This window comes from Streptomyces sp. NPDC022910, from assembly GCF_055561075.1.
Genome location: NZ_JBVHHL010000001.1, coordinates 268,732 through 292,276 on the forward strand (window position 1 = coordinate 268,732; position 23,545 = coordinate 292,276).

Sequence of the window (23,545 nt, forward strand, 5' to 3'; positions counted from 1 at the left end):
GAAAGTTGAGCACAGCTAGTATGCGTAAACATCATGGACTTCACTGACGTGTCACTCACCGCGCTGCGCGTCTTCCGCGCCGTCGCCGAGCAGGGAACCTTCACCGCAGCCGCCGCGTCGCTGGGTTACACGCAGTCGGCGGTATCTCGGCAGATCGCCGCGATCGAGCGGGCTGCGGGCGCGGAACTGCTTGAGCGGCGGCGCGAGGGCGTACGGCTCACCGCGGCCGGCCGTCTCGTCATGCGCCGCGCGACTGTCGTACTCGATGAGATCGACACGGCCGCGCGCGAACTGTCCGGCCTGCCTGAGCCGGCCGGGACGGTGCGACTGGGCTGGCTGCCCAGCGCCGGCGCCGTTCTGGTGCCCCGCGCCCTGGCCGCCCTGCGCCGCACGGACCCTGGCCTTCGGATCGTCGGCCGGGAAGGCGGCACCCCGGCGCTGGTGCGCGCCCTACGGGCCGGCAGCCTCGACCTGGCTCTGCTCGCGTCGGCGCCGCCGTTCCGCCCGCCGGACGCCGAGTCACCCCCGCTCGCCCTGCAGACGCTGACCGAACGCGCGCTGTGTCTTGCGGTGCCCGCGACGCACCCGCTGGCCCGCGGCGACTTCGTCGACGTGGCCGACCTGCGAGGGCAAACCTGGATCGCGAGTTCCGTATCCGGCGAGGACCGGCTGATGGGGGTGTGGCCCGGCCTGGACGAGCGGCCCGAGATTGCGCACACCGCCCGCGACTGGCTCGCCAAGCTTCAACTGGTCGCCGCGGGCTGCGGACTCACCACGGTGCCTGCGTCGCTTGCTGCCGCCGCACCTCAGGGCGTCCGCGTCCTGCCCGTCCGCGGCGGCCCCCAGGAACAGCGGCGACTGCTGCTGGCTCGCCTCCCCCAGACGCCGGCCGAGTCGATGACCCGCGTGGCGGCCGCCTTGCGCGCGGCGGTCCTCGACTCGGATACGCCCACCACGTCCTGACGCGGGAGCCGACCACTCACAGAGATCAACCCCGTGACGTTTCGATCAGTTCGAGGAGATTGCCCTCCGGGTCGGTGACGTAGGCGAACCGCATGCCTTCGGTCACGCCTGGCGCGGGCGGCGAGACCTGGCCTGCACCACATTCGGCGGTCAGACGCGTGAATGCCGCGTCGAGATTCGGAACTTGCAGAGCGAGGTGGGTGAAGGTCTGCGCGGCAGTGGCGGTGAACGGATCGGCGTGCGAGACAGGGCTCGACCCGGGACGTTCGACAAACTCCACGCGCAGGCCGGCCGCGTCGCTCAGTACGACGGTGCGGACGCCCGCCTCCGGCATTTCCAGACGTTCCTCCACGTGCGTGAGCCCGAAAGCATCGCCGTACCAGGCTTCCTGAGCGGAGAGGTCGGCGACCGAGAGGCTGATGTGATGGAAACGAACGGGGGTCATGGCAACCTCCATGGTTAATTCCTTTTACCTGGTAAGCGATGTTAACCTTAGCGTTATGAGCTCTCCCGTCAAGCGGCGTCCCACCGGCCACCATCACGGGGACCTGCGCAACGCCCTGTTGCAAGCGGCTCTTGAGCTGATCCGTGAGCGCGGCCCCCACGGCTTCACGCTGGCCGAAGCCAGCCGCCGGGCCGGAGTGAGTGTCGCGGCGCCGTACAAGCACTTCGCCGACCGAGAAACGCTGCTCGCGCAGCTCGCCACGAAGGGCTACCGCGAGCAACAGGACCGTTTCGCCGCCGCCCTCGGCGCCAGCGAGGACCCAGTGGAGCAACTCGCGGCGTTCGCATCCGCCTACGTTCGATTCGCCGCGGAAGAGCCAGCCCTGTTCGACGTCACCTTCCATGCGGGCCTCGACAAGTCCCGGTTCGCCGACCTGGCCGCGGCCGGCGACGAGGTGGCCAGACTCCTGCTGCCAGTGTCAGGCCGACTGGCTCCGGGCCAGGACAACGCCTTCGACTTGCTGCTGCGCGTGGCAAGCGCCGCCCACGGACTTGCCGTGTTCCTTCGTCAGGGCCTGTTCGGCACGAACGACGGAGCCCTCACCGACGCGGAGAAGAAGGCTGCCCGTACGGCCCGAGACATCGCGCAGCGTTACAACGGCTGAATTCTTCATGGCGCGGATGCTTCTGTCGTTCGTGCCGAGGGACTGGACCTCAGCACGACCGAGGTATTCGGACCGAAGCCTGGAGTGCACAGTCACAGGATCGGCGAACGAGACGACCTCAGGGACACTGCGGGGTGAGGAGCTCGACGAAGCAGCGAGAGAGAGGAACCAGCTCTTGGACGCCGGGTGCTCGTCGGTGAGGACGAACCGCGAGCACTCTAGCGACTCGACGTACGGGCGCTTCTGCGTACCGGAACAGCTCGTCGCAGCAGTTCACGGCATGCTTAACCTGTGGGTGTAAGGGCTGACTCACTGGCACGTTGGCAGTCCGCGACCTGGCCCAGCGACGTCGAACCTGACTCCGCGCGACGAGACGCAGGGGCAAGCCCTTCGCTGGATTCGATGCCTTGCGTGCGAAATATGCCCCCACCCGGTATCTCCCGGGCAGGGGCACGGCACGGCCGGACCACATCACGGTCCGCGATCGTCGACGGTTACCGCGTTGCAGTGGCCAGTGCCGCGCGGATGGCGTCCTCGCCGACCGGCTGGCCCTTCTCGTTCGAGTACGGCCCGTACGGTGTTCCCCACACCGGCGTGCCCGTCGCCTGCCGCCAACTGTCGGCCAGCGTTCCCGCGTCTACCACGCTGTAGCCGATGGAGTCGATGAATTCGGTCACCGCCGCCTTCGCCGAGGCGGAGTCTCCGGCGATCGGCAGGCAGGAGCGGTCGGCCGCCCCTGCCGGGCGGGCGAGTGACATCAGGTGCTTGAAGAAGATGTTGTTGAACGCCTTTACGAGCAGGGCGTCGGGGACGTACCGCAGGAGCAGCTCGCTTGAGGTTAGGGATTTGCTGTCGAGCTCGGGGATGCGCCCGTCACGCTCGGGGCCGTAGTTGCAGGTGTCGATGACCGTCTTCCCGGCCAGTGGCGCGGCGGGCACGTGGGGGAAGGCGCTGACCGGTACTGTGACCACGACAATGTCACCGGCCGCCGCGGCCTCTTCGCTCGCCGCGGCGGACGCCCGCGGCCCCAGTTCCGCGGCCGTGTCCACGAGCGTTTCGGGACCGCGCGAGTTGCTGAGCACCACCTGGTGCCCGGCCCCGACAGCGAGTCGCGCGAGGGACCTGCCGATGCTTCCACTCCCGATGAATCCCACAGTCGTCATAATCTCAACGTCCTTCAGAAGAGTTGAACTTGCCGGTTGCCGGGCTCGCTAGGATCCGGGTCCCAGCCGTCAGTCGGCGGGGAAATAGTGGCCGTTGTCCATATCGGCGAGCAGGCCGGGCTGGGCGGGTTCCCAGCCGAGGGTCCGGCGGGTGATGAGGTTGGACGCTGGGTAGCTCTGCGTGACGATATTCGTGAGGAACCCGAAGTACCCTGGCGTCATCAGGGCATCGTTGGGAACGCTCACGGCGGGCAGGCCCAGACGGCTGGCGATGCCCTCGGCGATCTCGCGGAACGCGATGGCCCCGTCCCCAACCGCGTGCCAGTATCTGCCAGCTGACCCCTTCTCCAGCGCCAGGCGGAACAAGGTGGCGGCATCGCGGATGTGCACGGCGTTCCACAGGTTCGCGCCGTCGCCGGGGTAGCCGACGAACCCCTTCTGCTTCGCGAGCGCGATCAGCGTGGGGAGGAAGCCTGCACGATCGGTCGTGCCGTGCGCGATGTTGGCGATCCGCACGACCGAAGACCGCACCCCCTGCTCGGCGAGGTCGACAACGGCCCTTTCCACGACGTTGCGGATCCGCAGAGTGCCTTTGTGCTCCTCGCCGGCGGGGAGGGCCGGGTCCTCCTCGGTGACCGGCCGCTCCAGGTTCCCGGGCGAGCCGATGCTTCCCGCCGTGACCAGCGGCTTTCCGGTTCCCGCCAGTGCCTCGCCGTAGGCGAGCATGATCGGGACCTCCGCAGCGGCCACGGCGTCCATCCCGCCGGAGGGAAGCAGATCCTGCCTGTGCGCGACGTGGATGACGCCGTCGGAGTCCGAGGCTGCCTCCTTGAGCCCGTCGAGATCCTGGACGTCGCCGCGACGCACCTTCGCGCCGAGCGCGGACAGGGCCGCCGCGGAAGCGTCCGACCGGGCCAGGCCGGTGACCTCGTGCCCGGCGGCGATGAGCTCGGGAATGATATACGAACCGGAATGGCCGGTCCCTCCAGCGACGAATACGCGCATCTATCTGTCCTTGTGAGGTAGGTGCAGGGTCTTTTCGTGCCGCGAGTGAACTGGCGTGACGCGGCACGAAAAGTAGGGGTAAGGGGTGTGCTCAGCCGAGAAGGGCGATGCCTAGGGAGAAATTGGCGTGCTTGACGGAGTGGTTCATGAGGCCCAGCTCCAGCAGGCCGACGTTCTCCAGTGCCCGCGCCATGGACAGTTCCCCGGTGTCCCAGGGGCGCAGCCCCAGGCTCTCGACGAACGCCGACACGCGTGCCTTCGCCTGTGCGTCGTCGCCGGCGATGAACACGTCCAGAGGGCGATCCTCGGCTGGGCCGACCGCCAAAACGTGGGAGAACACAGTGTTGAACGCCTTGACAACATGCGCGTCGCCGGGAGCCGTCTTGGCGATCTCCTGTGCGCCGGAACTGTCGTCGGGGACGACGAAGCCCTGCAGGTCGGGGGCTACGGGGTTAGTGAGGTCGACGATGACCTTGCCGCGCAGTGTGTCCCCGTACTCCCTCACCACCGCCGCCGCGCCGGCGTACGGCACGGCGAGGACAACGATGTCCCCGGCCGGGGCGGTGCCGGCCGTCCCGACCGTGGCGCCGCCGAGCGCAGCGGCCAATTCCTTGGCCTTGGCCGGGTCGCGGCCGATGATCTCGACTGCGTTGCCTCCGGCGAGCGCCCGGGCGGCCAGGGCGTGGGCTACGTTCCCCAGGCCGATAATGCTGATGCTGCTCATGGAGTTCCTGCTTTCTGGAGCTGGATAGAACGCCATGCCCACCCCGTCGTTGTTAACGGTTGTGTCGTCGACGCCGTCGAATGACGCGATGGGGGGCGTTAAATTCCGGATGTACTCATTCTGGGCCTGGGTCCTCCGATGTCGAATTCTTGTGCCGAATTCGCTCGGACCATTAGGTACCTATTCAGGTTGCCATTGGCCTGAGTGGGTGTCCAAGACTTCTTTTAGGCATGGTGATACCTTGGAGGCATCACCGGCTGGAGGCGCCATGGATCTGGACCTGCGCAAACTGCGTTACTTCGTCGCTGTGGCCGACCAGTTGCACTTCGGCCGCGCCGCCGATGAGCTGCACATCGCGCAGCCCGTGCTCAGCCGGCAGATCCGTGCGCTTGAGCAGGATCTCGGCGCCTCGCTGTTCAGCAGGGATCGCCACGGCGTGGAGCTGACAGATGCGGGCCGGCAACTGCTGGCCGACGCCGGTCCGCTGCTCGCCTCAACCCGTGCGGTCCGCCGCCGGGTGTCCGCGGCCGCCGGCGGCAAGCGGCGGCTGGTGGTCGGTTTCCGGGCCGGCGTTGCCGTTACCCCGGCGGCCCGTGCGTTCGAAGACCGGCACCCGGACGTGGTCGTGGACGTGCAGCGGATCGAGGGGGTCGACCAGGCTGCGATGCTACTCGAAGGCCGTATCGATGTCGGCTACGTGCGGCTGCCCATCGACGAGGCCGGCCTGCGCGTCACCCCGCTGTATACCGAGCCTCGGGTAGCGGTACTGCCCGCCGGACACCGGTTTGCTGGCAAGGAGGAGGTCACCGAGGCCGACCTGGCCGGGGAACCGCTGATCTGGCTCGGTGACCGGAGCACGCAGCCCACCAAGCGCCCGTTCCCCAATGCCGGGTACCGGGTGCGCGGGGTGGACGAGACGCTCGAGCATGTCGCGGCCGGACGGGGCATCTCGTTCCTGGCCCGTTCGGCGTCCGTGTTCTACTCGCATCCGGACGTCGTCTATGTGCCCATCCCGGATCTGGTGCCCGACCAGGTGTGCCTCGCGGTGGCGGCGTCTCACACCTCGCCGGTAGTAGATGACTTCGTCACTGCGGCTCGGTCGACGGCCGAGATCACGGCAGAATGTGGGAACTACGAGATGTGGCAGCGTGGAGGCGACGTCGTCTCAAGGTCAAGGCACGCTTGAGTAGTTCGACTGTCCCCCGTTCATCAGGCGCTGGGGAGTACCGGTGAGGCCTCTCCGGAGCGTTGGAGGGGCCTCACCTGGTCATACGGTCAGATCCGTACCGACTCCGTCCGCCAGGTTCGAGGCTGCCGGCGGTGCGGGTCAGAGGTCGGTCGGCTGCAGGCTTCTCAAGGGCCCGGCGGCTTGCGGGCAGTTGCGGCTGTTCGGGTTGGTTCTGGAGCATCTGCGGCGATCAGCCGGCTGTTCTCGATCATCAGCCGCTGGTTGACGTTGCGGAGTGCCTGCATGGCGGTCTCTGCTTGGCGGCTGGCTGCGAGTGCGGCGTCTCGTTGCTCGCGCAGTTCCTCCATCTCCGTGTCGCGCAGCGAGCGGGCGTCCAGGCCGTCGCGGAGGCGGGCGCCCAGTTCGTGGGCGCGTAGCGTGCGCAGCTCGTTCTGGACTTCGTGAAGGGTCCGTTGCAGGGCGGCGTTCTGTTCCAGGAGCATGCGGTTCTCGACTTCGAGGGCCGCCTCTTTGCGGGCGGTCGCTGCTGCCGCCGCCCGCGGCCCGTCTTGGGCGAGCTGGGCGCGGACAGTCTCAGCTTCCGCTTTGAGGTCGCGGTGGCGTTGAAGGTACTGCGGGTTGACGGCGGCCCGCCGGGTGATCTCCGCGTCGGAGAGGGCCTGGCGGCTCTTGCGCATCGCGGCCAGGACGTTAAGGACTCGCTGTCGGCACTGTTCGCTGTCGGCACGGCGCCGCTGAACGGCAGCCGCCCTGCCGGCATCGAGGATCTCGACTCGACCGGCGGGGATAGTTGCCTGGCCTGGCTGCTTGAGCGGGGCGGTCGGGCGTGTCATCCGGTCGTCGTTTCGGTGAGGATCGGGTCGACGGTTGGTTGGTCTAGGCTCTGCCGTCCGGCCAGGACCGCCGCTACGGGGATGACGGTGAGGAACCGGTCCCGGGTGTGGAGCCAGGACTCCACGGTGGTGCGTTCCTCGGGGGTGAGGGAGCCGATGTCGGCTTCGCATTTGCCGACGAGTTCGTCGATCTGCTGGATCTCTTGGCGCAGCAGCTCCAGGTTAGCCGCGCTCAGGGGGCCCGCGGTGAGCACGCTGCCGTAGGCGCTTTCCAACGCGGCGAGCTGCTCGGCCTTCCCGGCGCGTAGTTGGCGCAGTTCGGGCAGGTGGGTGAAGTCGGTGGTGTAGAAGGTGCAGGAGAAGCAGCGGTTGTATACCGGGCAGCCGTGTCCGTCGGCGCGGACGTTGTTCATTTCGTGGCAGCGTCCCGCGGGGACGGGCACCGAGCCGACGCCTGCGCGGATCCGGTCGGCCATATCGTCGTCGGGGGTGCGGGTGCGGAGCCGGCCTCCGGTGAGGTCGAACTGGTACTTGGCGGCGATGGCGCGCACGGCCTCTACCCGCCGGGGATGCGAGGGCCGGTAGTAAACCTGGGTGGTGGAGGGGTCCTGGTGGGCCATGAGGACTTGCAGGATGTCGAGCGGGACGCCGGCGTCGGCGCGCAGCTGCGCGTAGGTGTGCCGGAAGGCGTAGGGGAACACCCGCGCTGGGTCGAAGGGCTTGCCGTGCTCGTCGGTCACCGCGAACTGGTCGAGCCAGGTCTGAAGCCAGTAGCCGATCGTGCTGTTGTCGTACGGACGCTCACCGAGCGCGTTGGCACGCGAGCGGCGAGGGGTGGGGAAGAGCACCATGCGGGTGGAGCGGGGCTGGCCGTCTTCATGGAACAGGTGCGGGGATTCGCGTCGTAGGTGCTCCTGCTGGCGGGTGATGACCTCGGCGTCGCTGGGATGGAGCGGGAGTTTGTGCCGCCGGCGGACCTTCTGCATCCAGTACACGAGGAACGGGTAGGACCGGCGGCGCACCGTACCGTCCGGGTCCTCCACGTCGATGTCGTGCCACTGAAGGCAGTCGAACTCCAGGTGGCGGACCTCCCAGGGCCGCCGCCCCACGCGCATGGCCAGCTCGACGCAGTTGCGGCGGGTCCCGGCCGGCAGCAGGGCGAGCCGGCGCTCGTCCATGAGCTGGAGGAAGACCTGCTCGGGCAACGCGTCTTGAGAGCGGCCCTCCAGCTCGCTGGCCGTGTCATCCTTCTCTGGATAGGGCGGCACGTCCATCTCCAGCAGATGGACGCCCGCGGCATGATTGTCCGCGAGCCAGGCCCGGCCGTGTTCGAGGACCTCACGCAGCGTCTTCACCAGCTCGTAGTGCCGCACCGGGGTGACCAGCAACGGTCCAGCGCTGCGGCGGGAGGGCAGGAGGCGTTCGGCGACGATCTGCCGGACCGGATCGTCGTCGTTGAGAAGCTGGTAGTCGCTGGTGTCGCGGGCTCGGTGCGTCATCCAGCGCAGATAGGCGAGCATGCCGTCGCGGCCGACGTCGCCCGGCCGTCGGCCCTCGCCGGGCAGGGTGCGAAGGAACATCGCGAACCACCGGGCGGCGAAGCCGACGAGCGTCAGCCGTGCCGGGGAGGCGCCGCCGGCGGCGAGGTGAAGGAGGTACTGCTGGGCGAGGTGCGTGACCCAGGGGGCGTGGACGTCCCGCAGATCGACGCTTCCGCCCTTGTAGCGGGGGTTGAGGATGTGCAGTCGGACCAGGGCCCGGGTGTGCTCGGTGGCCGGGTCGGCCTCCAGGAGCGGCAGGGTTCGCTGCCACAGCCGCAGGTACGTCGTCTTCGCGCCCTTGGCCGGCAGTTCCACGGCGGCCAGGTCATCGACTGCGTTGTCGCACAGCCAGCGCACCGCCGACTTGACCTGGCCGGGGTTGATCCGGCCGCCCTGACGCAGCTGGGCCTCGTACCCACACAGCACCTGCTGCACGACCGCCGGCGCAAGATCGACGAGCGGGACCACGTCGATGGACGTGTAGACCGCTGCTGCCGTCAGCGCCCACGCCTCGCGGTCTGGCCTCCCCGCGGTGGACCACTGCTTCTGGTGGGGCAGGCACAGCCGGCTCCGCCGCACTACGGCCATGCGCGGGCACACGCGGACCAGGCACTTCCCGAAGCCCGGACGAGGAGCGCGACCCCGGGCGAGGTAATCCTCGACGGTCAGCCGGAGCATCCGGCGCTCGGAGGCGCAGCTCTTGCACAGGCCGTGAACTTCGGCGGCACGGTCGCAGCCCACCCGGCACCGGTGCTCGGCGTAGATGCGGCGGGCGAGCGGCACGGACGCGCTCGCACACCAGTTGTCGATGTCGCTGGGGGCGCCGGCCTCCCGCCAGTCGGACGCGCAGCGGTGGCACAGCCACGGCCAGCTCGTAGCCGGCCGGTCGCACCGGGTGTGCCGGCAGCGGCGCAGCGAGTGCCAGTCGGCGCCCAGAGGGAAGCGCAGCTGGAGCGGGGAGCGGTCGAGGCCGTGCCGGGCCAGGTAGTCCCAGTCCGGTTCCGACCCGCCCACGGGGACTGTGGCGGGCAGAGATGCGGAAGTCTTCATGCTGGTCCGAAGATCTTGTCGTTCACAGCACGGGCGGCGTGGGCGACCCGGGCGTCGGAGGGATTGCGGTAGACGTTCTGGCTGGCCACATCGCGGTGGCCGAGCAGGCTCTGGAGGACGTCACGCGCGACGTCGAGGTCGGCTGCGGTCTCGCCGAAGGTATGCCGCAGCATGTGCGGATGGATGTGCCGAATGCCCGCGTCCCGGGCAAGATCCGACACAAGATCCTGCACCCGCCGTGCGCCGAGGACCTGCCCGCCCGGCTCTCCCGTGGGACCCGGGAACGACACAAAGGCCCAAGAGGCCTTACCCCCACCGGTGATGGTGAGGCGTTCGCGCATCCAGTCGGCGTAGAGCATCACCACAGGCTCAGGCACGGGAACAACCACGGTGCCGCGGTTCTTGTTCGCCGCCCCGCGCGGATGACCGTCCCGCTTCTCCAGGTGCAGGTGGGGACCCAGGCTGTAGGGACAGCCCGGGACGGTACTGCCGACCGGGACGAGGTGAATGTCCTCGCGCAGCAGGCCGACGAGCTGGCCGACGCGCAGCGCGCACGCCCCGAGCAGAGCGACCATGCAGCGGTCGCGGGCGGTCCTCGTGGCACGTAGGAGGGCGGCGAACTCGTCGTGGCTGGCGGCCGGTGCCCGGCCGGAAGCATGACTCGGCCGTGGATCGACGCGGATACGCGGCTCAAGTACCAGTCTTCCTAACGTCGGGTGCGGAGCGGTGACGAACAGGGCGTCGACCGCATGCGCGCTGATCCGGCGGAGGTCGGCCAAGTGCTGGTAGAAGCCGTGGATTGCCGCCAGGGCGGGGGCGAGTGTGGAGTCCTGTGGCGGCCGCCCCCGGCTGCGACCGCTCGTCAGCCGGGGCGTGGTCCGTAGCTTCATCAGGTAGCGCGGGAACTCGACGGCCGCGTGCTCCCGCGACAGACCTTGTTCGTTGCACCAGATGTGGAACCGCTTGAGGTGACCTGCGTACGTCTTCGTGGTCGATTCCGCGCGGGTCCTGCCGAAGCGAAGGTGGCAGAGGAAACCGTCCATGTCCTCAACGACCCGCAAGGTGGGTCCGGCGAGAACCGTCCAGTAGGCCAGCGTGTCAGTTACCTCGACCCGCAGGATCTCGGCGGTCGGCCTGTCCGCAGCGAACACAAGCGGAATGTAGCAGCTCAATCACGCAACGACATAACTGCTGTTGGAACTGAGCGCCAGTGCACCAATGGGCTCATGGATGATTCGACTCACTGGACCGCCTGTCCACGAACGGTACGAGTCAGTCGAGGCGTCAGGGCGCTTCGCAGAAGGCTCAAGGTCGAGCAGCGGCCAGGCGCCCGTTGTCGTGCTGCCAAGTCGACGAAGGGAAAGGTGCCTTGGCTGGCAGTCAACTGCTGCAAGCCCGTCGCGCTGGTAGTGTCTTCGGCCAAGCGGCAACACACCACAACCGTCCGCAGAAGCGGTGCGCACCGCGGTGCCGGATGTTGCGGGCACCGACCGCGACCAGGGCGTCACGCAGCCACACGGCGGGATCGCAGCCGGGCCGCGACCGCGGAGCTCCGAGCGCCACGAACTGCGCGGCGGCGTACTCGTGGCCCTGCTCCCGGCGACGGATCTTCTGAGCCGTCCGGTCGGAAGCGCGCGAGTTCGCGGAATCCTGAAGGGTTCGACCGCTGAACCCGCGCGTCGTCGCCGGGTTAGAGACGAGAACGAGGGCGGGTTCATCTGCGACTGCAGGTGATGTGGCGGTTGTCAAAGCCGAGAGGATTCGAAGGCGCACGGCACCACTGGCGTCCACGATGCGATGAGCGCGGCGGTCGCGGAGACAGTGGCCAGGAGGACGAAGAGTGGTCCGTAGCCGCCGAGGGGCACGGCGAGGGCGGCACCGGCGAAGGGCGCGAGGGCAGCCGCGGTGGTGGCCGGTGCCGCGAGGAGCCCGGAGAGGCGGCCGTAGTGGGTGGCGCCCCATCGGTCGGTGATGGCGGTGGCCTGGAGCAGGGTGAGGTTGCCTCGGACCATGCCGGCCAACACCGAGACGGCGATGAGCAGGGCATACGGGCCGGGGACGGCGGCGAAGGCGGCGGTGGTCAGTCCGCCGAGTGCTGTCAGGACCGTTGTGCGGGCTGTTGCGGTGGTGCGGCGGGCGAGCGCGGCGTACAGGGTGCGGCCGAGGGTTTGTCCGGCGCCGCCGATGCCGAGGGCCCAGGCGGCTTGGCTGGTGGTGTACCCACGTTCCAGGAGGAGCGGGACGAGGGCGACGACGACGGCATACATCGCGAAGCCCGACAGAGTGAAGGCGGTGGCGAGCAGGAGGAACGGTCGGCTGCGCCTGATCTCGGCAGCACCTTCGGCGGTGTGCGCCGGGCTGGTTGGGGCGTCGGGCCAGGGTGCGCGCAGGGCCAGGGCGTGGGCGGGGATGGTGACGGTGGCGAGGATGGCGGCGAGCACGAGGTAGGTGTGGCGCCAGGAGAGATGGGCGGCGAGGGCCGCGGTCAGGGGTGCGAAGACGGTGGAGGCCAGCCCGCCGGCGAGGGTGACGATGGTCAGGGCGCGCACGTGGTCGGGTGCCCACCAGCGGGTGAGGGCGGCGAAGGCGGGCTGGTAGAAGGTGGCCGCCATTGCAAGTCCGGCCAGCGCCCAACCGGCGATGAAGACCGGCACGTTCGGGGCCGCAGCCACGATTAGCAGGCTGACTACGCCGAGAACAGACCCTGTGGTCATGACGGTGCGCGGGCCGCGGCGGTCGAGGATGCGTCCGACGCGGATCCCGGCGAGGGCGGAGACGACGAGAGCGAGCGAGAACGCCGCGGTGGTGGCCCCGGCCGGCCAGCCGGTCGCAACGGTGATCTGCGGGTTGAGGACGGGGAAGGCGTAGTAGACGATGCCCCAGCTCGCGATCTGCGTGGCGCAGAGGGCGGGCAGGGCGGCGCGGGCCCGCGACCGGTCCCCTGTTCCGGTCGCGGCCCCGCGCGCGGCAGTGCCCAGGTCGGTCACGAGCCGCAGCAGCCGCCAGCCGGGGCCTGCTCGGCAGCCGCCCCGACCGTGGCGGGGGTGCCGAGCTGGACGAGCTGCGGCGCGGGCGCACAGCAGCCGCCGTCGCCCTGAGCGGCATCGGGGGCGTCGAACAGGCCGGCGCCGCCGCAGACTCCGGTCTCGGGCAGGGTGAGCTCCACACGGTCGGCGGACTCGAGGTCGTCGGCGATCGCCGCGGCGACGGAGCGGACCTGCTCATAGCCGGTCATCGCCAGGAAGGTCGGGGCGCGGCCGTAAGACTTCATGCCGACCAGGTAGACGCCCTGCTCGGGGTGGGAGAGCTCGCGGTGGCCGTGCGGGTAGACGGTGCCGCAGGAGTGCTGGTTGGGGTCGATCAGCGGAGCCAGCGCGACCGGCGCCTGGAGGCGCTCGTCGAGGCCCAGGCGCAGCTCCTCCAGGAAGGACAGGTCGGGGCGGAAGCCGGTCAGCACGATCACCTCGTCGACCGGGTCCAGGCGGCGGCCGTCCTCGCCGACCAGGACCAGGCGGCCGTCGGTGTCGCGCTCGATCGCCTCGGTGCGGAAGCCGGTGACCGCGTCCGCGTGGCCCTCGTCGACGGCGGCCTTCGCCGCCAGGCCCAGGGCGCCGCGCGCCGGGAGCTGGTCGGCGGTGCCGCCGCCGAAGGTGGAGCCGGAGATGCCGCGGCGCAGGATCCACATTCCCTTCGTGCCCGCGCCGTCGTCGGACTTGGCGAGGTCGGCGAGGTAGGCGAGGGCGGTGAAGGCGGAGGCGCCGGAGCCGATGACAGCGGTGCGCTTGCCCGCGTACCGGGCGCGGACGGCCGGGTCCTTCAGGTCCGGGACGCGGTAGGTGATCCGGTCCGCGGCGGCCTTCTCGCCGAGGGCGGCAAGGCCGCTGCTGCCGGCCGGGGACGGCGTGTTCCAGGTGCCGGAGGCGTCGATGACGGCGCGGGCGGAGACGCGCTCCTCGCGGCCGTCGGCGTGGGCGACGTGCACGACGAAGGGCTGCTGCTCGCGGTCGGCGTCAACGATCCGGTCCCGGCCCGCCCGGGAGACGCCGGTGACTGTCGCACCGAGGCGGACCCGGTGGCCGAGGACGTCGGTGAGCGGCTGCAGGTACAGCTCGGCCCAGTCCCCGCCGGAGGGGTAGGTGGCCGGGTCGGGCCTCGTCCAGCCGGTGGGAGCGAGGAGCTTCTCTGCGGCCGGGTCGACGACCTCGCCCCAGGTGGAGAACAGCCGCACGTGTGACCACTCGCGCACCGCGGCACCAGCCCTTTGGCCGGCCTCCAGGACCAGGGGCTCGATGCCCTGGTTGACCAGGTGGGCGGCGGCGGCCAGACCGGCGGGTCCAGCCCCGATCACGACGACGGGCAGCTCGGTGGTAGCGGGCGCGTTCACGGCGACTCCTTGCGTGTTTCGACATCTGTCGATGGCTTGCGCGGCCCAGCATGGCACCTGTATTGATGAGCGTCAACATAGACACTCATCGAAATCAGGGGAGATTGCTCATGGAGCACATCGATGTGCCGTGATCGGTGGCGGCCAGTCTGGTCTCGCCACCGCCCACGCGCTGTTGCGGAACGGGCTGCAGCCGGTGGTGCTGGAGGCGTCCGACCGCCCGGTCGGGTCGTGGCCGCACTACTACGACAGCCTCACGCTGTTCTCACCCGCCCGGTACAGCTCCCTGCCCGGGATGCCGTTCCCCGGCGCCGACCGCGACCGCTACCCGCACCGCGACGAGGTCGTCGCCTACCTCGCCGCCTACGCCGACCGCCTGGACGCCAACATCCGAACGGGCTGCCGCGTCAGCGCAGTTCACCGCACCGGCGACGTCTTCGCAGTGGAGCTGGAGGGCGGTGACCGGCTGTCCGCGCGGGCCGTCGTGGCGGCCTCGGGGACGTTCGGGCGCCCGCACCGGCCGGCACTGCCGGCCCTGGAGGACTTCACCGGGCAGGTGCTGCACGCCGCCGACTACCGCAGCCCGGCCCCCTTCACCGACCGCCGGGTGGTCGTGGTCGGGGCCGGAAACTCCGCTGTGCAGATCGCCGCTGAGCTCGCCGCCACCGCACGGGTCACGCTCGCCACCCGCGGGCCGGTGAAGTTCGCGGCACAGCGCGTCCTCGGCCACGACCTGCACTTCTGGCTGACCCTAACCCGCCTGGACACCGCACCCCTCGGCCGGCTCCTGCCGCGCCCGCCGGCGCAGCCGGTCCTCGACGACGGCCGCTACCGATCCGCCCTGGCCGCCGGACAGCCCGAGCGGCGGGCGATGTTCACCGGAGCCGACGGAACTAAGCTCATCTGGCCGGACGGACAGCGGGAGGAGGCCGACGCGATCCTGCTCGCCACCGGCTACCGCCCCGACCTGCCCTACCTCGCCCGCCTGGACGGCGCCCTGGACGCCGGGGGGAACCCCCGGCACCGCGAGGGCCTGGCCACCAACGTGCCGGGACTGGCGTTTGTCGGGCTGGAATGGCAGCGCAGCCTGTCGTCGAACTCGCTGCGCGGTGTAGGCAGGGATGCGGACCGTGTCGCCCGACGCCTGGCCGTCCATCTCGCGCGCCGGTGACGGCCTCCCCGCCCTGGTTCGACGTGTGTCAACATAGACGTATGTCTAATGCGAAGGTGCTGCCGCTCCTCGAGCCCGCCGACGGTCAGGGTGTGGCGCCGTGCTGCCCGCCGCTGACCGAACGCCCGATGACCGCCGAGGAGGCCGAGACAGCCGCGCGGATGTTCAAGGCGCTCGGTGACCCGGTCCGCCTGCGGCTGTTCTCCGCGGTGGCATCGCACGAGGGCGGGGAGGCCTGCGTGTGCGACATCTCTGACGTCGGCGTTTCCCAACCCACGGTGTCCCACCATCTGAAGAAGCTCAAGGAAGCCGGGCTGCTCACCTCCGAGCGGCGCGGCACCTGGGTGTACTACCGCGTCGAGCCGTCCGTGCTCGCCGCCATGGGCCAGCTGCTGGTAGGTGCCTCGGCTGCGGCATGACCACACCCGGGCGCCGCTGGGAACGCCCAGGGACGCTGTACCGGCGGGCAGTTGCCAAAAGCGGTAGTGGACGAGGCGGGCGGTTGCCATCCTGACGGGATGGAGGAAGCAGAAGACCGGTTGAGCCTGCCCCGGCCCCGCTGGGCGAACGCCGAGATCGCCGTCTGGGGCGGTGCCAGCGAGGACGATCTCGCCCTCGCTGGCGGCTATCTGCGAGTGGCCGAGACCGCCGCCCGGCACTGGATCGCCCACGGCCCGGACGACCTGCTGCCCCTCCCGATCCTCTACAACTACCGGCACAGCATCGAGCTGTCGCTGAAGTGGCTGATCCGCAAGGCCGCCCAGTGCGCGCTGCGCGAGGGTTACACAGGAGAGGAAGACCTCAGCCCCGACCAGTTGGACAAGCGTCTGCGCACGCACAACATCAGGAGACTGGCGGACTGCCTCAACCGGTACCTGGCCCTGCTGGACCTTCCCAAGGTGGAACAGCGCATCGATCCGGAGTCCTGGAGCCAGCTGAACTGGCTGGACAGCGAAGATACGACAGGGGAGACCTACCGCTACGCCGTAGTCGGCCACGGCGCCGGCCGGGCCCCCGCACGGCCCGTGCAGCAGAACGTCAACTTCTACGAGCAGGTGAACGAGCTGCACAAGCTCGCGCACCTGCTGTGGGGCGGCTACTCGGCTCATCTCGGTGAGTACGAGAACTGGCAGATCGAGTACCTGGAGGCCATGGACACGGCCGGCTACTGAAGCGCTGGTCGCTACGGTGTCGGCTTCTTGTGGCGAGTGAGAAGCTCGGTGAAGAAGTCGGAGATGATCTGCGGGCTGTCGGGCCGGGTGAGTTCACAGCCGCCGAAGCGGTAGATCTCGTAACCGGCCAGCCGCAAGCGGCGGTCCTCGGCGACCATCTCCGAGTACAGCCTGGGCGAGGCGGTGTACGTGGTGCGGCCGTCCGGCCCAGTGGGGTTCTTGACGCCGTAGTGATGGGCGCCGTCGACCTCGATCACGATGCGGGAGCGGTCGGGGGCCAGCAGCAGGAAGTCCATGCGCTCGCGGTGCAGGGCCCCGCTGTGTCCGCCGCTCTTGCGGGTGTAGGGGTCGTAGTGCAGGTAGACCTGCGGAATGAGGGCGGGCAGGTCGAACCCGTCGGGTTCGGCGTAGCGGGCGCAGTACGTGCGCAGGACCGTCTGCTCCGGCAGGGAATCCAGGGAGCGGTACAGCCGCCGGTAGAGGGCATCGGCGGCCTCCGGCTCCTCGGCGTCCGGCATGTGGTTCGTCTGCCACCAGGTGACCATCTGCCGCCAGGTCAGGCCATGTACCGGCAGCGGGTCCTTGCACACGAGGCAGTTCTCGGCGTTCCGGACGATCTCCACCTCGTTGCTCACCGCGTCCCGCAGCACGATCTGCGGCTTCGGGCCGACGGCCGCGAAGATGAGGTTCTTGAAGGTGCCACGGGGGCCGTTCTTGAAACGCTGCTCGTATTCGGCCTCCTGCAGGTCCTCCAGGGCCTGCCGGGTCGGCCCGAGCAGCTCTTCGATGCACTCGCGGCGTGCCTGCCAGCCGCCGCCCCCGGACATGTCGTTCTTGCGCCAGTAGTCGTAGAAGCCACTGTGATGGCGGAACGGCAGCTGCGGCGCCTCCAGGCCCAAGCGTTCAAGGACCGCCCGGTGCGCTTTCACGGCGAGGACGACTTCCTCGTCATTCATGCGTTCGTCGTGGCGTGTGCCCCTGGCGACGAAGTCCTCGTGCAGCAGCCGGGTCAGGGCCACGGCTACGTCCAGGTCCGGGTGGGCGGGCATGGGACCGAACCGCAGGGACTCCATCAGCTCGACATCCAGCTCCCACAGCTGGCACACCCATTCGCCCGGCCTGTGGTCAGGCCAGTCCGCGTGCTCATCGGGCCTGCCGCGGAAGAAGTCATCTGTCTGCATGCTCGCGCATCCTCCTGCCCCACAGCGCTGTCGTAAGGAATTGTCGGGGGTGTCACTGACAAGGGGGAGCTGTACGCAACCGGTGAACAGGGCGGTGACAGCGAGGCGGCCGCTCCGGCGCCTACGACAGCAAGCCGGTGACCTCGCGGGCGGCTTCATGGGCGGTGCGGCCAACGCCGATAAGGGTGGCTGAGGCCGGGCCGGTCCAGTCGCCGTAGCCGAGCAGGTGCAGCCGGGGTTCGCCGAGGGCGCGGGTGCCGTCGGTGGGGATGCGACCGCGCGGGCCGCGCAGGTTCAGCGGGGCGAGGTGGGACAGAGCCGGGCCGAAGCCGGTGCACCAGATCATCGCTTCCGCGCCGGCCTCGCTGCCGTCGGCCCACCGAACGCCGCCGACGGTGAGCTGGGAGAACATCGGCCTCGCCTGCAGGCGTCCGGCGTCGCGGGCGGCGCGGACGGGCGGCACAGCGACGATGTCGCCGAGTGAGGCAACGCCACCGGTGTCGCTGCGGCCGGCGTCGAGGGCGCGGCGGCGGGCGGTGGCGACGTCGAACAGGGCGCGGCCGTCGATGTCGTCGGGGAGATAACGGGGCGGGCGCTGGGTCACCCACGTGACATCGACGTGGCCGTCCAGGGTGAGGTCGGCGGCGATCTGGGCGCCGGAGTTGCCGCCGCCGACCACGATGACGCGCCGGCCGGCGAAGTCGACCGGACAGCGGTAATTCACTGTGTGCAGTTGCCGACCGGTGAAGACGGATCGGCCCGGGACGGCGGGGAGGAAGGGCCGCGACCAGCTGCCGGTGGCGCTGATGACCGCACGGGCCTGCCAGGTGCCGGAGTCGGCCTCGACCAGGAGCCTGTCGCCGTCACGGCATACCGCCTGCACACGGGTGCCGTGCTGGACGGGCAGGTCGTAGCGCTTTTCGTAGTCGGCGAGGTAGTCCACCACGTGCCCGGCGCCCGGGTACGTCTCACCGGGCTGGGTGGGCATGAGGAGGCCGGGCAGCGAGGAGTGCTCCGCCGGGGAGAACAGGTGCAGCGAGTCCCACATGTACTGCCAGGACCCGCCCGGTGCCGCCTCGGCGTCCAGGATCACGAAGTCGAGGCCCTTGCGGCGCAGGTGGTAACCGGCGGCGAGCCCGGCCTGACCCCCGCCGATCACCACCACCTGGGACGTGCGTGTCACCCGGCGGCTTTCCGGCCGGGCATGAAGATGAGCGCCACCAGCGCGAGTCCGACCACGGCACCGACGAGCTGCATGCCGATGAAGCCCGCAACCGAGCCGGGGGCGATGCCCGCGAAGGTGTCGGTGAAGGCACGGCCGATGGTCACGGCCGGGTTGGCGAACGACGTCGACGAGGTGAACCAGTACGCCGCACCGATGTACGAGGCGACCGCGACGGGGGCGAACCGAAGCCGATCGGTGCGGGCCAAGCCGAAGATGAGCAGGATCAGGCCGGCGGTGGCGACGACCTCGCCGAGCAGCAGGTGCCCGGCGGACCGGTCGTGAGTGGACCACTTCACCAGCGGTTCGCCGAACATTGCATCGGCCAGGATCGCGCCCGCGATGGCCCCGACGATCTGGGCCGGAACGTAGGCGGCGGCTTCGCGGACCGATACGCCCGCGCCTCCGCGGCGGGCGGTGAACCACTCGGCCAGGGTGACGACGGGGTTGAAGTGCGCGCCGGAGACCGGGCCGAGCAGGGTGATCAGCACGCCAAGGCCGAAGACGGTGGCCGTGGAGTTGGCCAGCAGCTGCAGGCCGACATCCTTGGTCAGCTCGGTGGCCTGGATACCGGAGCCGACCACCACCGCGACGAGCGCCGCCGTGCCGACCAGTTCAGCGGCGGCCTTGGCCAGCAGCGGAGGAGTCTGGGGCGGGGTGGCCCCCGGGGCGGGCTGCGGCTCGATGTCCGCCGCTATGGCGGACTCCTCGGCTCTCTCCTCGGCTCTGTCGTGCTTGGTGACCTCGGTAGCGGTCAACGGGACTCCTCGGTGCGTGCGGATGGCGACGGGATGCGGCGATGGACGGGCGCCGGGGAATTCAGGGGCAGGACCGCTTGACGTTGTTCTCGGCAGTGGCGCGCGCGGTCTCCGCGAGGTCGGCGAACTGACCAGCAAGCGAGGCGAGGACGTCGGCCTTGAGCCGGTAGTAGGTGAACCGGCCGCAGGGCTCCGTCTCCACGACCCCGGCCTCACGCAGCACCTTCAGATGGTTGGAGAGGTTGGTCTGTCTGGCCCCCGTCTCCTCGATCAGATGCGTGGAGCAGAGCGTCTCCTTGGCGAGCAGGGTGACGATCTGGAGGCGGAGCGGGTCGGCCAGAACCCGCAACAGATCAGTGTCGACTGACGTCAGCATGGACTGATACTCTCACATCACTCCGGGCTGATACCAGCCTGAGCTGATCCTTGGGACCCGTATCCCCACACCAGCGGGGACCCATGCCCCGAAGGGGTTCCCATGACCGCATCCCCGCCCCCTGTCCTGCCCGACGAGCGCCTGCGGCCGGTATCGCCCGCCTCGCCCTGCGCTACCGCGGGCACTTCTCGCCGGAGACCATTCAGCGTCGCCTGGTCACCGACTCCTACGAGCGCCTCGCCGCCGAGGCCCGCATACGCACCCACCTCGTGGTGCTCACCGAGCACCTGGCCACCGAGCGACTGGACGCGCTCGCCCACATCGAGGGCGCCCCGGGCAGCGGTCTACCGCGGGTGCTGTTCGTGTGCAGGCACAACGCCGGCCGCTCCCAGATGGCCGCCGCACTCCTCGCCCATCGCGCCGGCGGGCATGTGGTCGTCTCCTCCGCGGGCACGCGCCCGGCCGCTGAAGTTGAGCCGGTCGTCGCCCAGGTCCTCACCGAGGCCGGAATCGACCTGACCGAGGCATTTCCCAAGCCACTGACCGACGAGGTCGTCCAGGCCGCCGACATCGTGATCACCATGGGCTGCGGCGACGCCTGCCCCATCGTGCCCGGCCGCCGCTACCTGGACTGGCCCGTGACCGACCCCGAGGGTGCGCCGATCGCCGTCGTCCGCGGCATCCGCGACGAGATCGACGCCCACATCACCGAACTGCTCGCCTCCCTGCCGAGCACCTGAACCCCGTATCCGATCCCGCACCACCTGCTTGATCCACTGACGAAGGAAAAACCGATGTCCTCCAGCCCGCTCGCCTCCGTGCTGTTCGTCTGCGTCCACAACGCCGGCCGCTCGCAGATGGCCGCCGGATTCCTCAGCCACCTCGCGGGCGACCGGATCGAGGTCCGCTCCGCCGGCTCCATCCCGGGCGACCAGGTCAACCCCGCCGCGGTCGAGGCTATGAAGGAAGTCGGCATCGACATCTCCGCGGCCAAGCCGAAGATCCTCACCACCGAGGCCGTGCAGGCGTCCGACTACGTCATCACGATGGGCTGCGGCGACGCCTGCCCCATCTTCCCGGGCAAGAAGTACCTCGACTGGGCCCTGGAGGACCCGGCCGGCAAGGGCGTCGAGGCCGTCCGCCCCATCCGCGACGAGATCAAGACCCGTATCGAGGCCCTGATCGCCGAGATCGACGCCCAGCAGGAGGCGTGACCAACGTGATACGCGAGGTCATCGTCATCGGCTCCGGCCCCGCTGGATACACCGCCGCCCTCTACACCGCCCGCGCCCAGCTGAGGCCCCTGCTCTTCGGCAGCTCCATCTTCGTCGGCGGCTCGCTGACCACCACGACCGAGGTCGAGAACTTCCCCGGCTTCCCCGACGGCATCGACGGCCCCGAACTGATGGCCAACATGCGGGCCCAGGCCGAGAAGTTCGGCGCCGAGATGATCGACGACGACATCGTGTCCGTCGATCTCGCCGGCGACATCAAGCTGCTGACCGACTCGGCCGGCACCGTCCACCGCGCGAAGACCGTGATCATCGCGACCGGATCCGGCTACCGCAAGCTCGGCCTGCCGAACGAGGACGAGCTGTCCGGACGGGGCGTCTCATGGTGCGCGACCTGCGACGGGTTCTTCTTCCGTGACCGCGACATCGCCGTGGTCGGCGGTGGCGACACCGCCATGGAAGAAGCCACCTTCCTCACCCGCTTCGCGAAGTCGGTCACCGTCGTCCACCGCCGCTCCACCCTGCGCGCCTCCAAGGTCATGCAGGACCGGGCCTTCGCAGACGACAAGATCTCCTTCTCCTTCGACAGCGAGATCGCCGAGATCAAGGAGACGAACGGCATGCTCGGCGGCGTCGTTCTGCGCGACGTCCTCACCGGCGCCACCCGCGACCTGGACGTCACGGGCCTGTTCATTGCCATCGGCCACGACCCGCGCACCGAGCTGTTCACCGGGCAGCTCGACCTCGACGCCGAGGGCTACATCACCGTCGCCGCCCCGACGACGCGTACGAGTCTGCCCGGGGTGTTCGCCGCCGGCGACGTCGTCGACCACACCTACCGCCAGGCCATCACCGCCGCCGGCACCGGCGCAGCCGCAGCCCTGGACGCAGAGCGCTACCTCGCCGCCCGCACCGCGGCGCAGGCCGAGCCGCAGCCCGCCGCGGTCTCCGCCTGACCCACGCAGGGCCGCGGGCCGGTCCGGGAGCTCCTGGGACCGGCCCGCGCCTTGCCACTACCGGGGCAGCTTGGCAGTGCTTTCGGGGTGCGCGGCGGTGACGTAGCGCATGGCGGTCTGCTCGGTGATGCCGAACAAGCGCATCAGGCGGAGGGGATCGGCGCTCTCGGCAGCTTCGTTGAGGATGCGGTCTTGCCGCAGGCCGCTCAGTGTCAGCCCTCGGGGGAGGTGTCCACTCAGCAGGCCGGCGCTGACGGGCGGATGGTCGGGATCGGCTGCGGTCTTCTGGCTGACGAGGAGATGAGGGTTGGTCGAGACGGGCCAGCGCCGATGACGGTAGACGGTCCAATCGACGGCGAGCTGGTGGGTGAGCTCCTCCAGGTACAGGGTGTGGCGCAGCAGGCCGCGTCGGACTTCAAGGGTGCCGCGGGAGAGGTCCAGGCCGGTCGTGTGCAGGGTCCGGATCTCGTGTCCGGGCAGAGCGTGGATTGCGCTCAGGGCGACGACGAAGCGTCCGAGTGGCGTTCCGGCGTGGTCGATCCGAGTGGCGTTCCGGCGTGGTCGAGCAGTCCCATCAAGCGGTCGGAGGGAATGGACTTCGGGATGCCCTTGAGGTCACCGACCGGGAGATTGCGGGCGGGGTTGCGGAAGATCGTCCCCTCGCGCTTCAACGCGCGGAACAGGCTCCGCAGCGCGATCGCGGTGCCTCGGCGGGCGTAGCCGGACAGGTCTTTTACAGCATTCTCGACCTGGTCTTTCGTAATTTCCCTGAGTGAGGTGACGCCCCCGGCGGCGGCCCAGGCGGTGAGCACGGGCTGCAGTGTGAAGAGGTAGCGGCGGATGCCGTCGTAACCGCGGGGTTCGCCTTCACGGCGGCCTTGTTCGCGCATGACTTTCACCCAGGTGCCCACCTCGCCTGCCATGGCAGCTTGGAGGCGATGTCGTCTCAAGGCACGCCTGAGTAGTTCGGCTGACCCCCGCTCACCATGCGCTGGAGAGTGAAGTGGCCTGACGGAGTGGTGCCGTTGCGGCTGACCTCTGAACCGGTTCCGTTCTTCGGCCAGCAGTTGCTCTGAGGGGCCCGAAGCACCTGAGACCGACTGGAAGTACGTACTGCGGACGCGGCTCAAGCCGGCTGATCGCCGGCGGTCCGCCGTTCGTAGTGTCGGGAGTCCGCCCGTGGGATCCAGACCCCGACGGCGGGTTCCAGCCGGACGTGTTGGCTGCTCGCCTGTTGGCCTTCGTTTCGGGCTGGCGTGGCCCAGATGGACCGCCCACTGATGATCAGCGTTAATGGTTCGGCTGGCTCGGTCCAGAAGTCAACGCCGTGCTGCCCCGCGAGGAGAGCGCCGCGGTGGAGTGGACGAGAGGGGTGGCAAGTCTCCGGCTCGTTGAGGTTGTGTGGTTTGGGGGGGGGGGGGGGGGGGCGCGCCCCCGGGGGGGGGGGGCGGGGGGGGGGGGGGGTGGGGGGTGGGGGGGGGGTTTTTTTTTTTTGAGTTGATTATGGGACAAAAAC

23 protein-coding genes are annotated in these 23,545 nt (G+C 69.6%); 9 read left to right on the top strand and 14 right to left on the bottom strand.

The window, feature by feature from the left end:
• Nucleotides 1–33 precede the first annotated feature (33 nt).
• Nucleotides 34–963: a LysR family transcriptional regulator gene (locus ACZ3TS_RS01450; RefSeq protein ID WP_467612408.1), complete on the top strand. Its 930-nt coding sequence runs from the start codon at nucleotides 34–36 to the stop codon at nucleotides 961–963.
• A 25-nt stretch (nucleotides 964–988) separates the two neighbouring features.
• On the opposite strand, the gene ACZ3TS_RS01455 is transcribed toward ACZ3TS_RS01450, so the two are convergent.
• A complete protein-coding gene (locus ACZ3TS_RS01455) occupies nucleotides 989–1,420 on the bottom strand; it encodes a VOC family protein (RefSeq protein ID WP_467612411.1) in 432 nt (143 codons plus the stop codon).
• Between the two features lie 43 nt (nucleotides 1,421–1,463).
• Here ACZ3TS_RS01455 and ACZ3TS_RS01460 point away from each other — a divergent pair, with 43 nt between their 5' ends.
• Complete coding sequence (locus ACZ3TS_RS01460; protein ID WP_467612415.1) at nucleotides 1,464–2,072, top strand: TetR/AcrR family transcriptional regulator; 609 nt, start codon at nucleotides 1,464–1,466, stop codon at nucleotides 2,070–2,072.
• A 494-nt stretch (nucleotides 2,073–2,566) separates the two neighbouring features.
• Here the strand turns inward: ACZ3TS_RS01460 and ACZ3TS_RS01465 are convergent, their stop codons facing one another.
• The 3 genes from ACZ3TS_RS01465 to ACZ3TS_RS01475 all read right to left on the bottom strand — a co-directional run bounded on the left by ACZ3TS_RS01465 (nucleotide 2,567) and on the right by ACZ3TS_RS01475 (nucleotide 4,964).
• Entirely contained in the window at nucleotides 2,567–3,226 is a 660-nt protein-coding gene (locus ACZ3TS_RS01465) for an NADPH-dependent F420 reductase (protein ID WP_467612617.1), read from the bottom strand.
• Between the two features lie 78 nt (nucleotides 3,227–3,304).
• Nucleotides 3,305–4,240: an SDR family oxidoreductase gene (locus ACZ3TS_RS01470; protein WP_467612418.1), complete on the bottom strand. Its 936-nt coding sequence runs from the start codon at nucleotides 4,238–4,240 to the stop codon at nucleotides 3,305–3,307.
• Nucleotides 4,241–4,331: 91 nt separating this feature from the next.
• The gene (locus ACZ3TS_RS01475) at nucleotides 4,332–4,964 is read right to left on the bottom strand and encodes an NADPH-dependent F420 reductase (RefSeq protein WP_467612421.1); all 633 of its coding nucleotides are present in this window, start codon (nucleotides 4,962–4,964) and stop codon (nucleotides 4,332–4,334) included.
• Between the two features lie 268 nt (nucleotides 4,965–5,232).
• Here ACZ3TS_RS01475 and ACZ3TS_RS01480 point away from each other — a divergent pair, with 268 nt between their 5' ends.
• Complete coding sequence (locus tag ACZ3TS_RS01480; RefSeq protein WP_431033387.1) at nucleotides 5,233–6,150, top strand: LysR family transcriptional regulator; 918 nt, start codon at nucleotides 5,233–5,235, stop codon at nucleotides 6,148–6,150.
• 167 nt (nucleotides 6,151–6,317) lie between these two features.
• Here the strand turns inward: ACZ3TS_RS01480 and ACZ3TS_RS01485 are convergent, their stop codons facing one another.
• From ACZ3TS_RS01485 to ACZ3TS_RS01505, 5 genes are all read right to left on the bottom strand, one after another.
• Complete coding sequence (locus ACZ3TS_RS01485) at nucleotides 6,318–6,830, bottom strand: hypothetical protein (RefSeq protein ID WP_431033385.1); 513 nt, start codon at nucleotides 6,828–6,830, stop codon at nucleotides 6,318–6,320.
• A gap of 152 nt (nucleotides 6,831–6,982) precedes the next feature.
• A complete protein-coding gene (locus ACZ3TS_RS01490) occupies nucleotides 6,983–9,577 on the bottom strand; it encodes a tyrosine-type recombinase/integrase (protein WP_467612424.1) in 2,595 nt (864 codons plus the stop codon).
• On the bottom strand, nucleotides 9,574–10,728 hold the full coding sequence (locus ACZ3TS_RS01495; protein WP_467612427.1) for a tyrosine-type recombinase/integrase: 1,155 nt from the start codon (nucleotides 10,726–10,728) through the stop codon (nucleotides 9,574–9,576). The genes ACZ3TS_RS01490 and ACZ3TS_RS01495 overlap by 4 nt, the downstream gene beginning before the upstream one ends.
• A 594-nt stretch (nucleotides 10,729–11,322) precedes the next feature.
• A complete protein-coding gene (locus ACZ3TS_RS01500; RefSeq protein WP_467612431.1) occupies nucleotides 11,323–12,564 on the bottom strand; it encodes an MFS transporter in 1,242 nt (413 codons plus the stop codon).
• Nucleotides 12,561–13,961 (bottom strand): NAD(P)-binding domain-containing protein, encoded by a 1,401-nt coding sequence (locus tag ACZ3TS_RS01505; protein ID WP_467612434.1) that lies wholly within the window; start codon nucleotides 13,959–13,961, stop codon nucleotides 12,561–12,563. Before ACZ3TS_RS01505 ends, ACZ3TS_RS01500 begins: the two co-directional genes overlap by 4 nt.
• Before the next feature lie 130 nt (nucleotides 13,962–14,091).
• Between ACZ3TS_RS01505 and ACZ3TS_RS01510 the strand changes: the two genes are divergently transcribed.
• From ACZ3TS_RS01510 to ACZ3TS_RS01520, 3 genes are all read left to right on the top strand, one after another.
• A complete protein-coding gene (locus ACZ3TS_RS01510) occupies nucleotides 14,092–15,132 on the top strand; it encodes a flavin-containing monooxygenase (RefSeq protein WP_467612437.1) in 1,041 nt (346 codons plus the stop codon).
• A 41-nt stretch (nucleotides 15,133–15,173) separates the two neighbouring features.
• Nucleotides 15,174–15,551 carry an ArsR/SmtB family transcription factor gene (locus tag ACZ3TS_RS01515; RefSeq protein ID WP_145830471.1) on the top strand — a complete coding sequence of 126 codons (378 nt, stop codon included), beginning with the start codon at nucleotides 15,174–15,176 and terminating at the stop codon, nucleotides 15,549–15,551.
• 99 nt (nucleotides 15,552–15,650) lie between these two features.
• A complete protein-coding gene (locus ACZ3TS_RS01520) occupies nucleotides 15,651–16,304 on the top strand; it encodes a hypothetical protein (RefSeq protein ID WP_467612440.1) in 654 nt (217 codons plus the stop codon).
• An 11-nt stretch (nucleotides 16,305–16,315) separates the two neighbouring features.
• On the opposite strand, the gene ACZ3TS_RS01525 is transcribed toward ACZ3TS_RS01520, so the two are convergent.
• The 4 genes from ACZ3TS_RS01525 to ACZ3TS_RS01540 all read right to left on the bottom strand — a co-directional run bounded on the left by ACZ3TS_RS01525 (nucleotide 16,316) and on the right by ACZ3TS_RS01540 (nucleotide 19,841).
• Nucleotides 16,316–17,485, bottom strand: coding sequence for a hypothetical protein (locus ACZ3TS_RS01525; RefSeq protein ID WP_467612443.1), 1,170 nt, complete (start codon nucleotides 17,483–17,485; stop codon nucleotides 16,316–16,318).
• 121 nt (nucleotides 17,486–17,606) lie between these two features.
• Nucleotides 17,607–18,668, bottom strand: coding sequence for an ArsO family NAD(P)H-dependent flavin-containing monooxygenase (locus tag ACZ3TS_RS01530; RefSeq protein WP_467612446.1), 1,062 nt, complete (start codon nucleotides 18,666–18,668; stop codon nucleotides 17,607–17,609).
• Nucleotides 18,665–19,465, bottom strand: a complete 801-nt coding sequence (locus tag ACZ3TS_RS01535; RefSeq protein ID WP_467612449.1) for an aquaporin — start codon at nucleotides 19,463–19,465, stop codon at nucleotides 18,665–18,667. Before ACZ3TS_RS01535 ends, ACZ3TS_RS01530 begins: the two co-directional genes overlap by 4 nt.
• Nucleotides 19,466–19,526: 61 nt before the next feature.
• Nucleotides 19,527–19,841: an ArsR/SmtB family transcription factor gene (locus ACZ3TS_RS01540; RefSeq protein WP_467612452.1), complete on the bottom strand. Its 315-nt coding sequence runs from the start codon at nucleotides 19,839–19,841 to the stop codon at nucleotides 19,527–19,529.
• 83 nt (nucleotides 19,842–19,924) lie between these two features.
• Here ACZ3TS_RS01540 and ACZ3TS_RS01545 point away from each other — a divergent pair, with 83 nt between their 5' ends.
• The 3 genes from ACZ3TS_RS01545 to trxB are packed head-to-tail and all read left to right on the top strand — an operon-like array spanning nucleotide 19,925 to nucleotide 22,029.
• Entirely contained in the window at nucleotides 19,925–20,581 is a 657-nt protein-coding gene (locus ACZ3TS_RS01545; protein WP_467612455.1) for an arsenate reductase ArsC, read from the top strand.
• Nucleotides 20,582–20,635: 54 nt separating this feature from the next.
• Nucleotides 20,636–21,055 carry an arsenate reductase ArsC gene (locus ACZ3TS_RS01550; RefSeq protein WP_467612458.1) on the top strand — a complete coding sequence of 140 codons (420 nt, stop codon included), beginning with the start codon at nucleotides 20,636–20,638 and terminating at the stop codon, nucleotides 21,053–21,055.
• Nucleotides 21,052–22,029, top strand: a complete 978-nt coding sequence (gene trxB / locus ACZ3TS_RS01555) for a thioredoxin-disulfide reductase (RefSeq protein WP_467612461.1) — start codon at nucleotides 21,052–21,054, stop codon at nucleotides 22,027–22,029. The genes ACZ3TS_RS01550 and trxB overlap by 4 nt, the downstream gene beginning before the upstream one ends.
• A 494-nt stretch (nucleotides 22,030–22,523) precedes the next feature.
• Here trxB and ACZ3TS_RS01560 read toward each other — a convergent pair whose 3' ends face one another.
• Nucleotides 22,524–22,952, bottom strand: a complete 429-nt coding sequence (locus tag ACZ3TS_RS01560) for a hypothetical protein (RefSeq protein ID WP_467612464.1) — start codon at nucleotides 22,950–22,952, stop codon at nucleotides 22,524–22,526.
• Between the last annotated feature and the right edge of the window lie 593 nt (nucleotides 22,953–23,545).

Bases quoted from the DNA above. Each gene is read 5' to 3' on its own strand.
- ACZ3TS_RS01455 (WP_467612411.1), bottom strand. From the start codon at position 1,420: ATGGAGGTTGCCATGACCCCCGTTCGTTTCCATCACATCAGCCTCTCG.
- ACZ3TS_RS01485 (WP_431033385.1), bottom strand. From the start codon at position 6,830: ATGCGCAAGAGCCGCCAGGCCCTCTCCGACGCGGAGATCACCCGGCGG.
- ACZ3TS_RS01515 (WP_145830471.1), top strand. From the start codon at position 15,174: ATGTCTAATGCGAAGGTGCTGCCGCTCCTCGAGCCCGCCGACGGTCAG.
- ACZ3TS_RS01490 (WP_467612424.1), bottom strand. From the start codon at position 9,577: ATGAAGACTTCCGCATCTCTGCCCGCCACAGTCCCCGTGGGCGGGTCG.
- ACZ3TS_RS01520 (WP_467612440.1), top strand. From the start codon at position 15,651: ATGGAGGAAGCAGAAGACCGGTTGAGCCTGCCCCGGCCCCGCTGGGCG.
- ACZ3TS_RS01475 (WP_467612421.1), bottom strand. From the start codon at position 4,964: ATGAGCAGCATCAGCATTATCGGCCTGGGGAACGTAGCCCACGCCCTG.
- ACZ3TS_RS01525 (WP_467612443.1), bottom strand. From the start codon at position 17,485: ATGCAGACAGATGACTTCTTCCGCGGCAGGCCCGATGAGCACGCGGAC.
- ACZ3TS_RS01460 (WP_467612415.1), top strand. From the start codon at position 1,464: ATGAGCTCTCCCGTCAAGCGGCGTCCCACCGGCCACCATCACGGGGAC.
- ACZ3TS_RS01545 (WP_467612455.1), top strand. From the start codon at position 19,925: ATGCCCCGAAGGGGTTCCCATGACCGCATCCCCGCCCCCTGTCCTGCC.
- ACZ3TS_RS01540 (WP_467612452.1), bottom strand. From the start codon at position 19,841: ATGCTGACGTCAGTCGACACTGATCTGTTGCGGGTTCTGGCCGACCCG.
- ACZ3TS_RS01480 (WP_431033387.1), top strand. From the start codon at position 5,233: ATGGATCTGGACCTGCGCAAACTGCGTTACTTCGTCGCTGTGGCCGAC.
- ACZ3TS_RS01470 (WP_467612418.1), bottom strand. From the start codon at position 4,240: ATGCGCGTATTCGTCGCTGGAGGGACCGGCCATTCCGGTTCGTATATC.
- ACZ3TS_RS01450 (WP_467612408.1), top strand. From the start codon at position 34: ATGGACTTCACTGACGTGTCACTCACCGCGCTGCGCGTCTTCCGCGCC.
- ACZ3TS_RS01550 (WP_467612458.1), top strand. From the start codon at position 20,636: ATGTCCTCCAGCCCGCTCGCCTCCGTGCTGTTCGTCTGCGTCCACAAC.
- ACZ3TS_RS01560 (WP_467612464.1), bottom strand. From the start codon at position 22,952: ATGGCAGGCGAGGTGGGCACCTGGGTGAAAGTCATGCGCGAACAAGGC.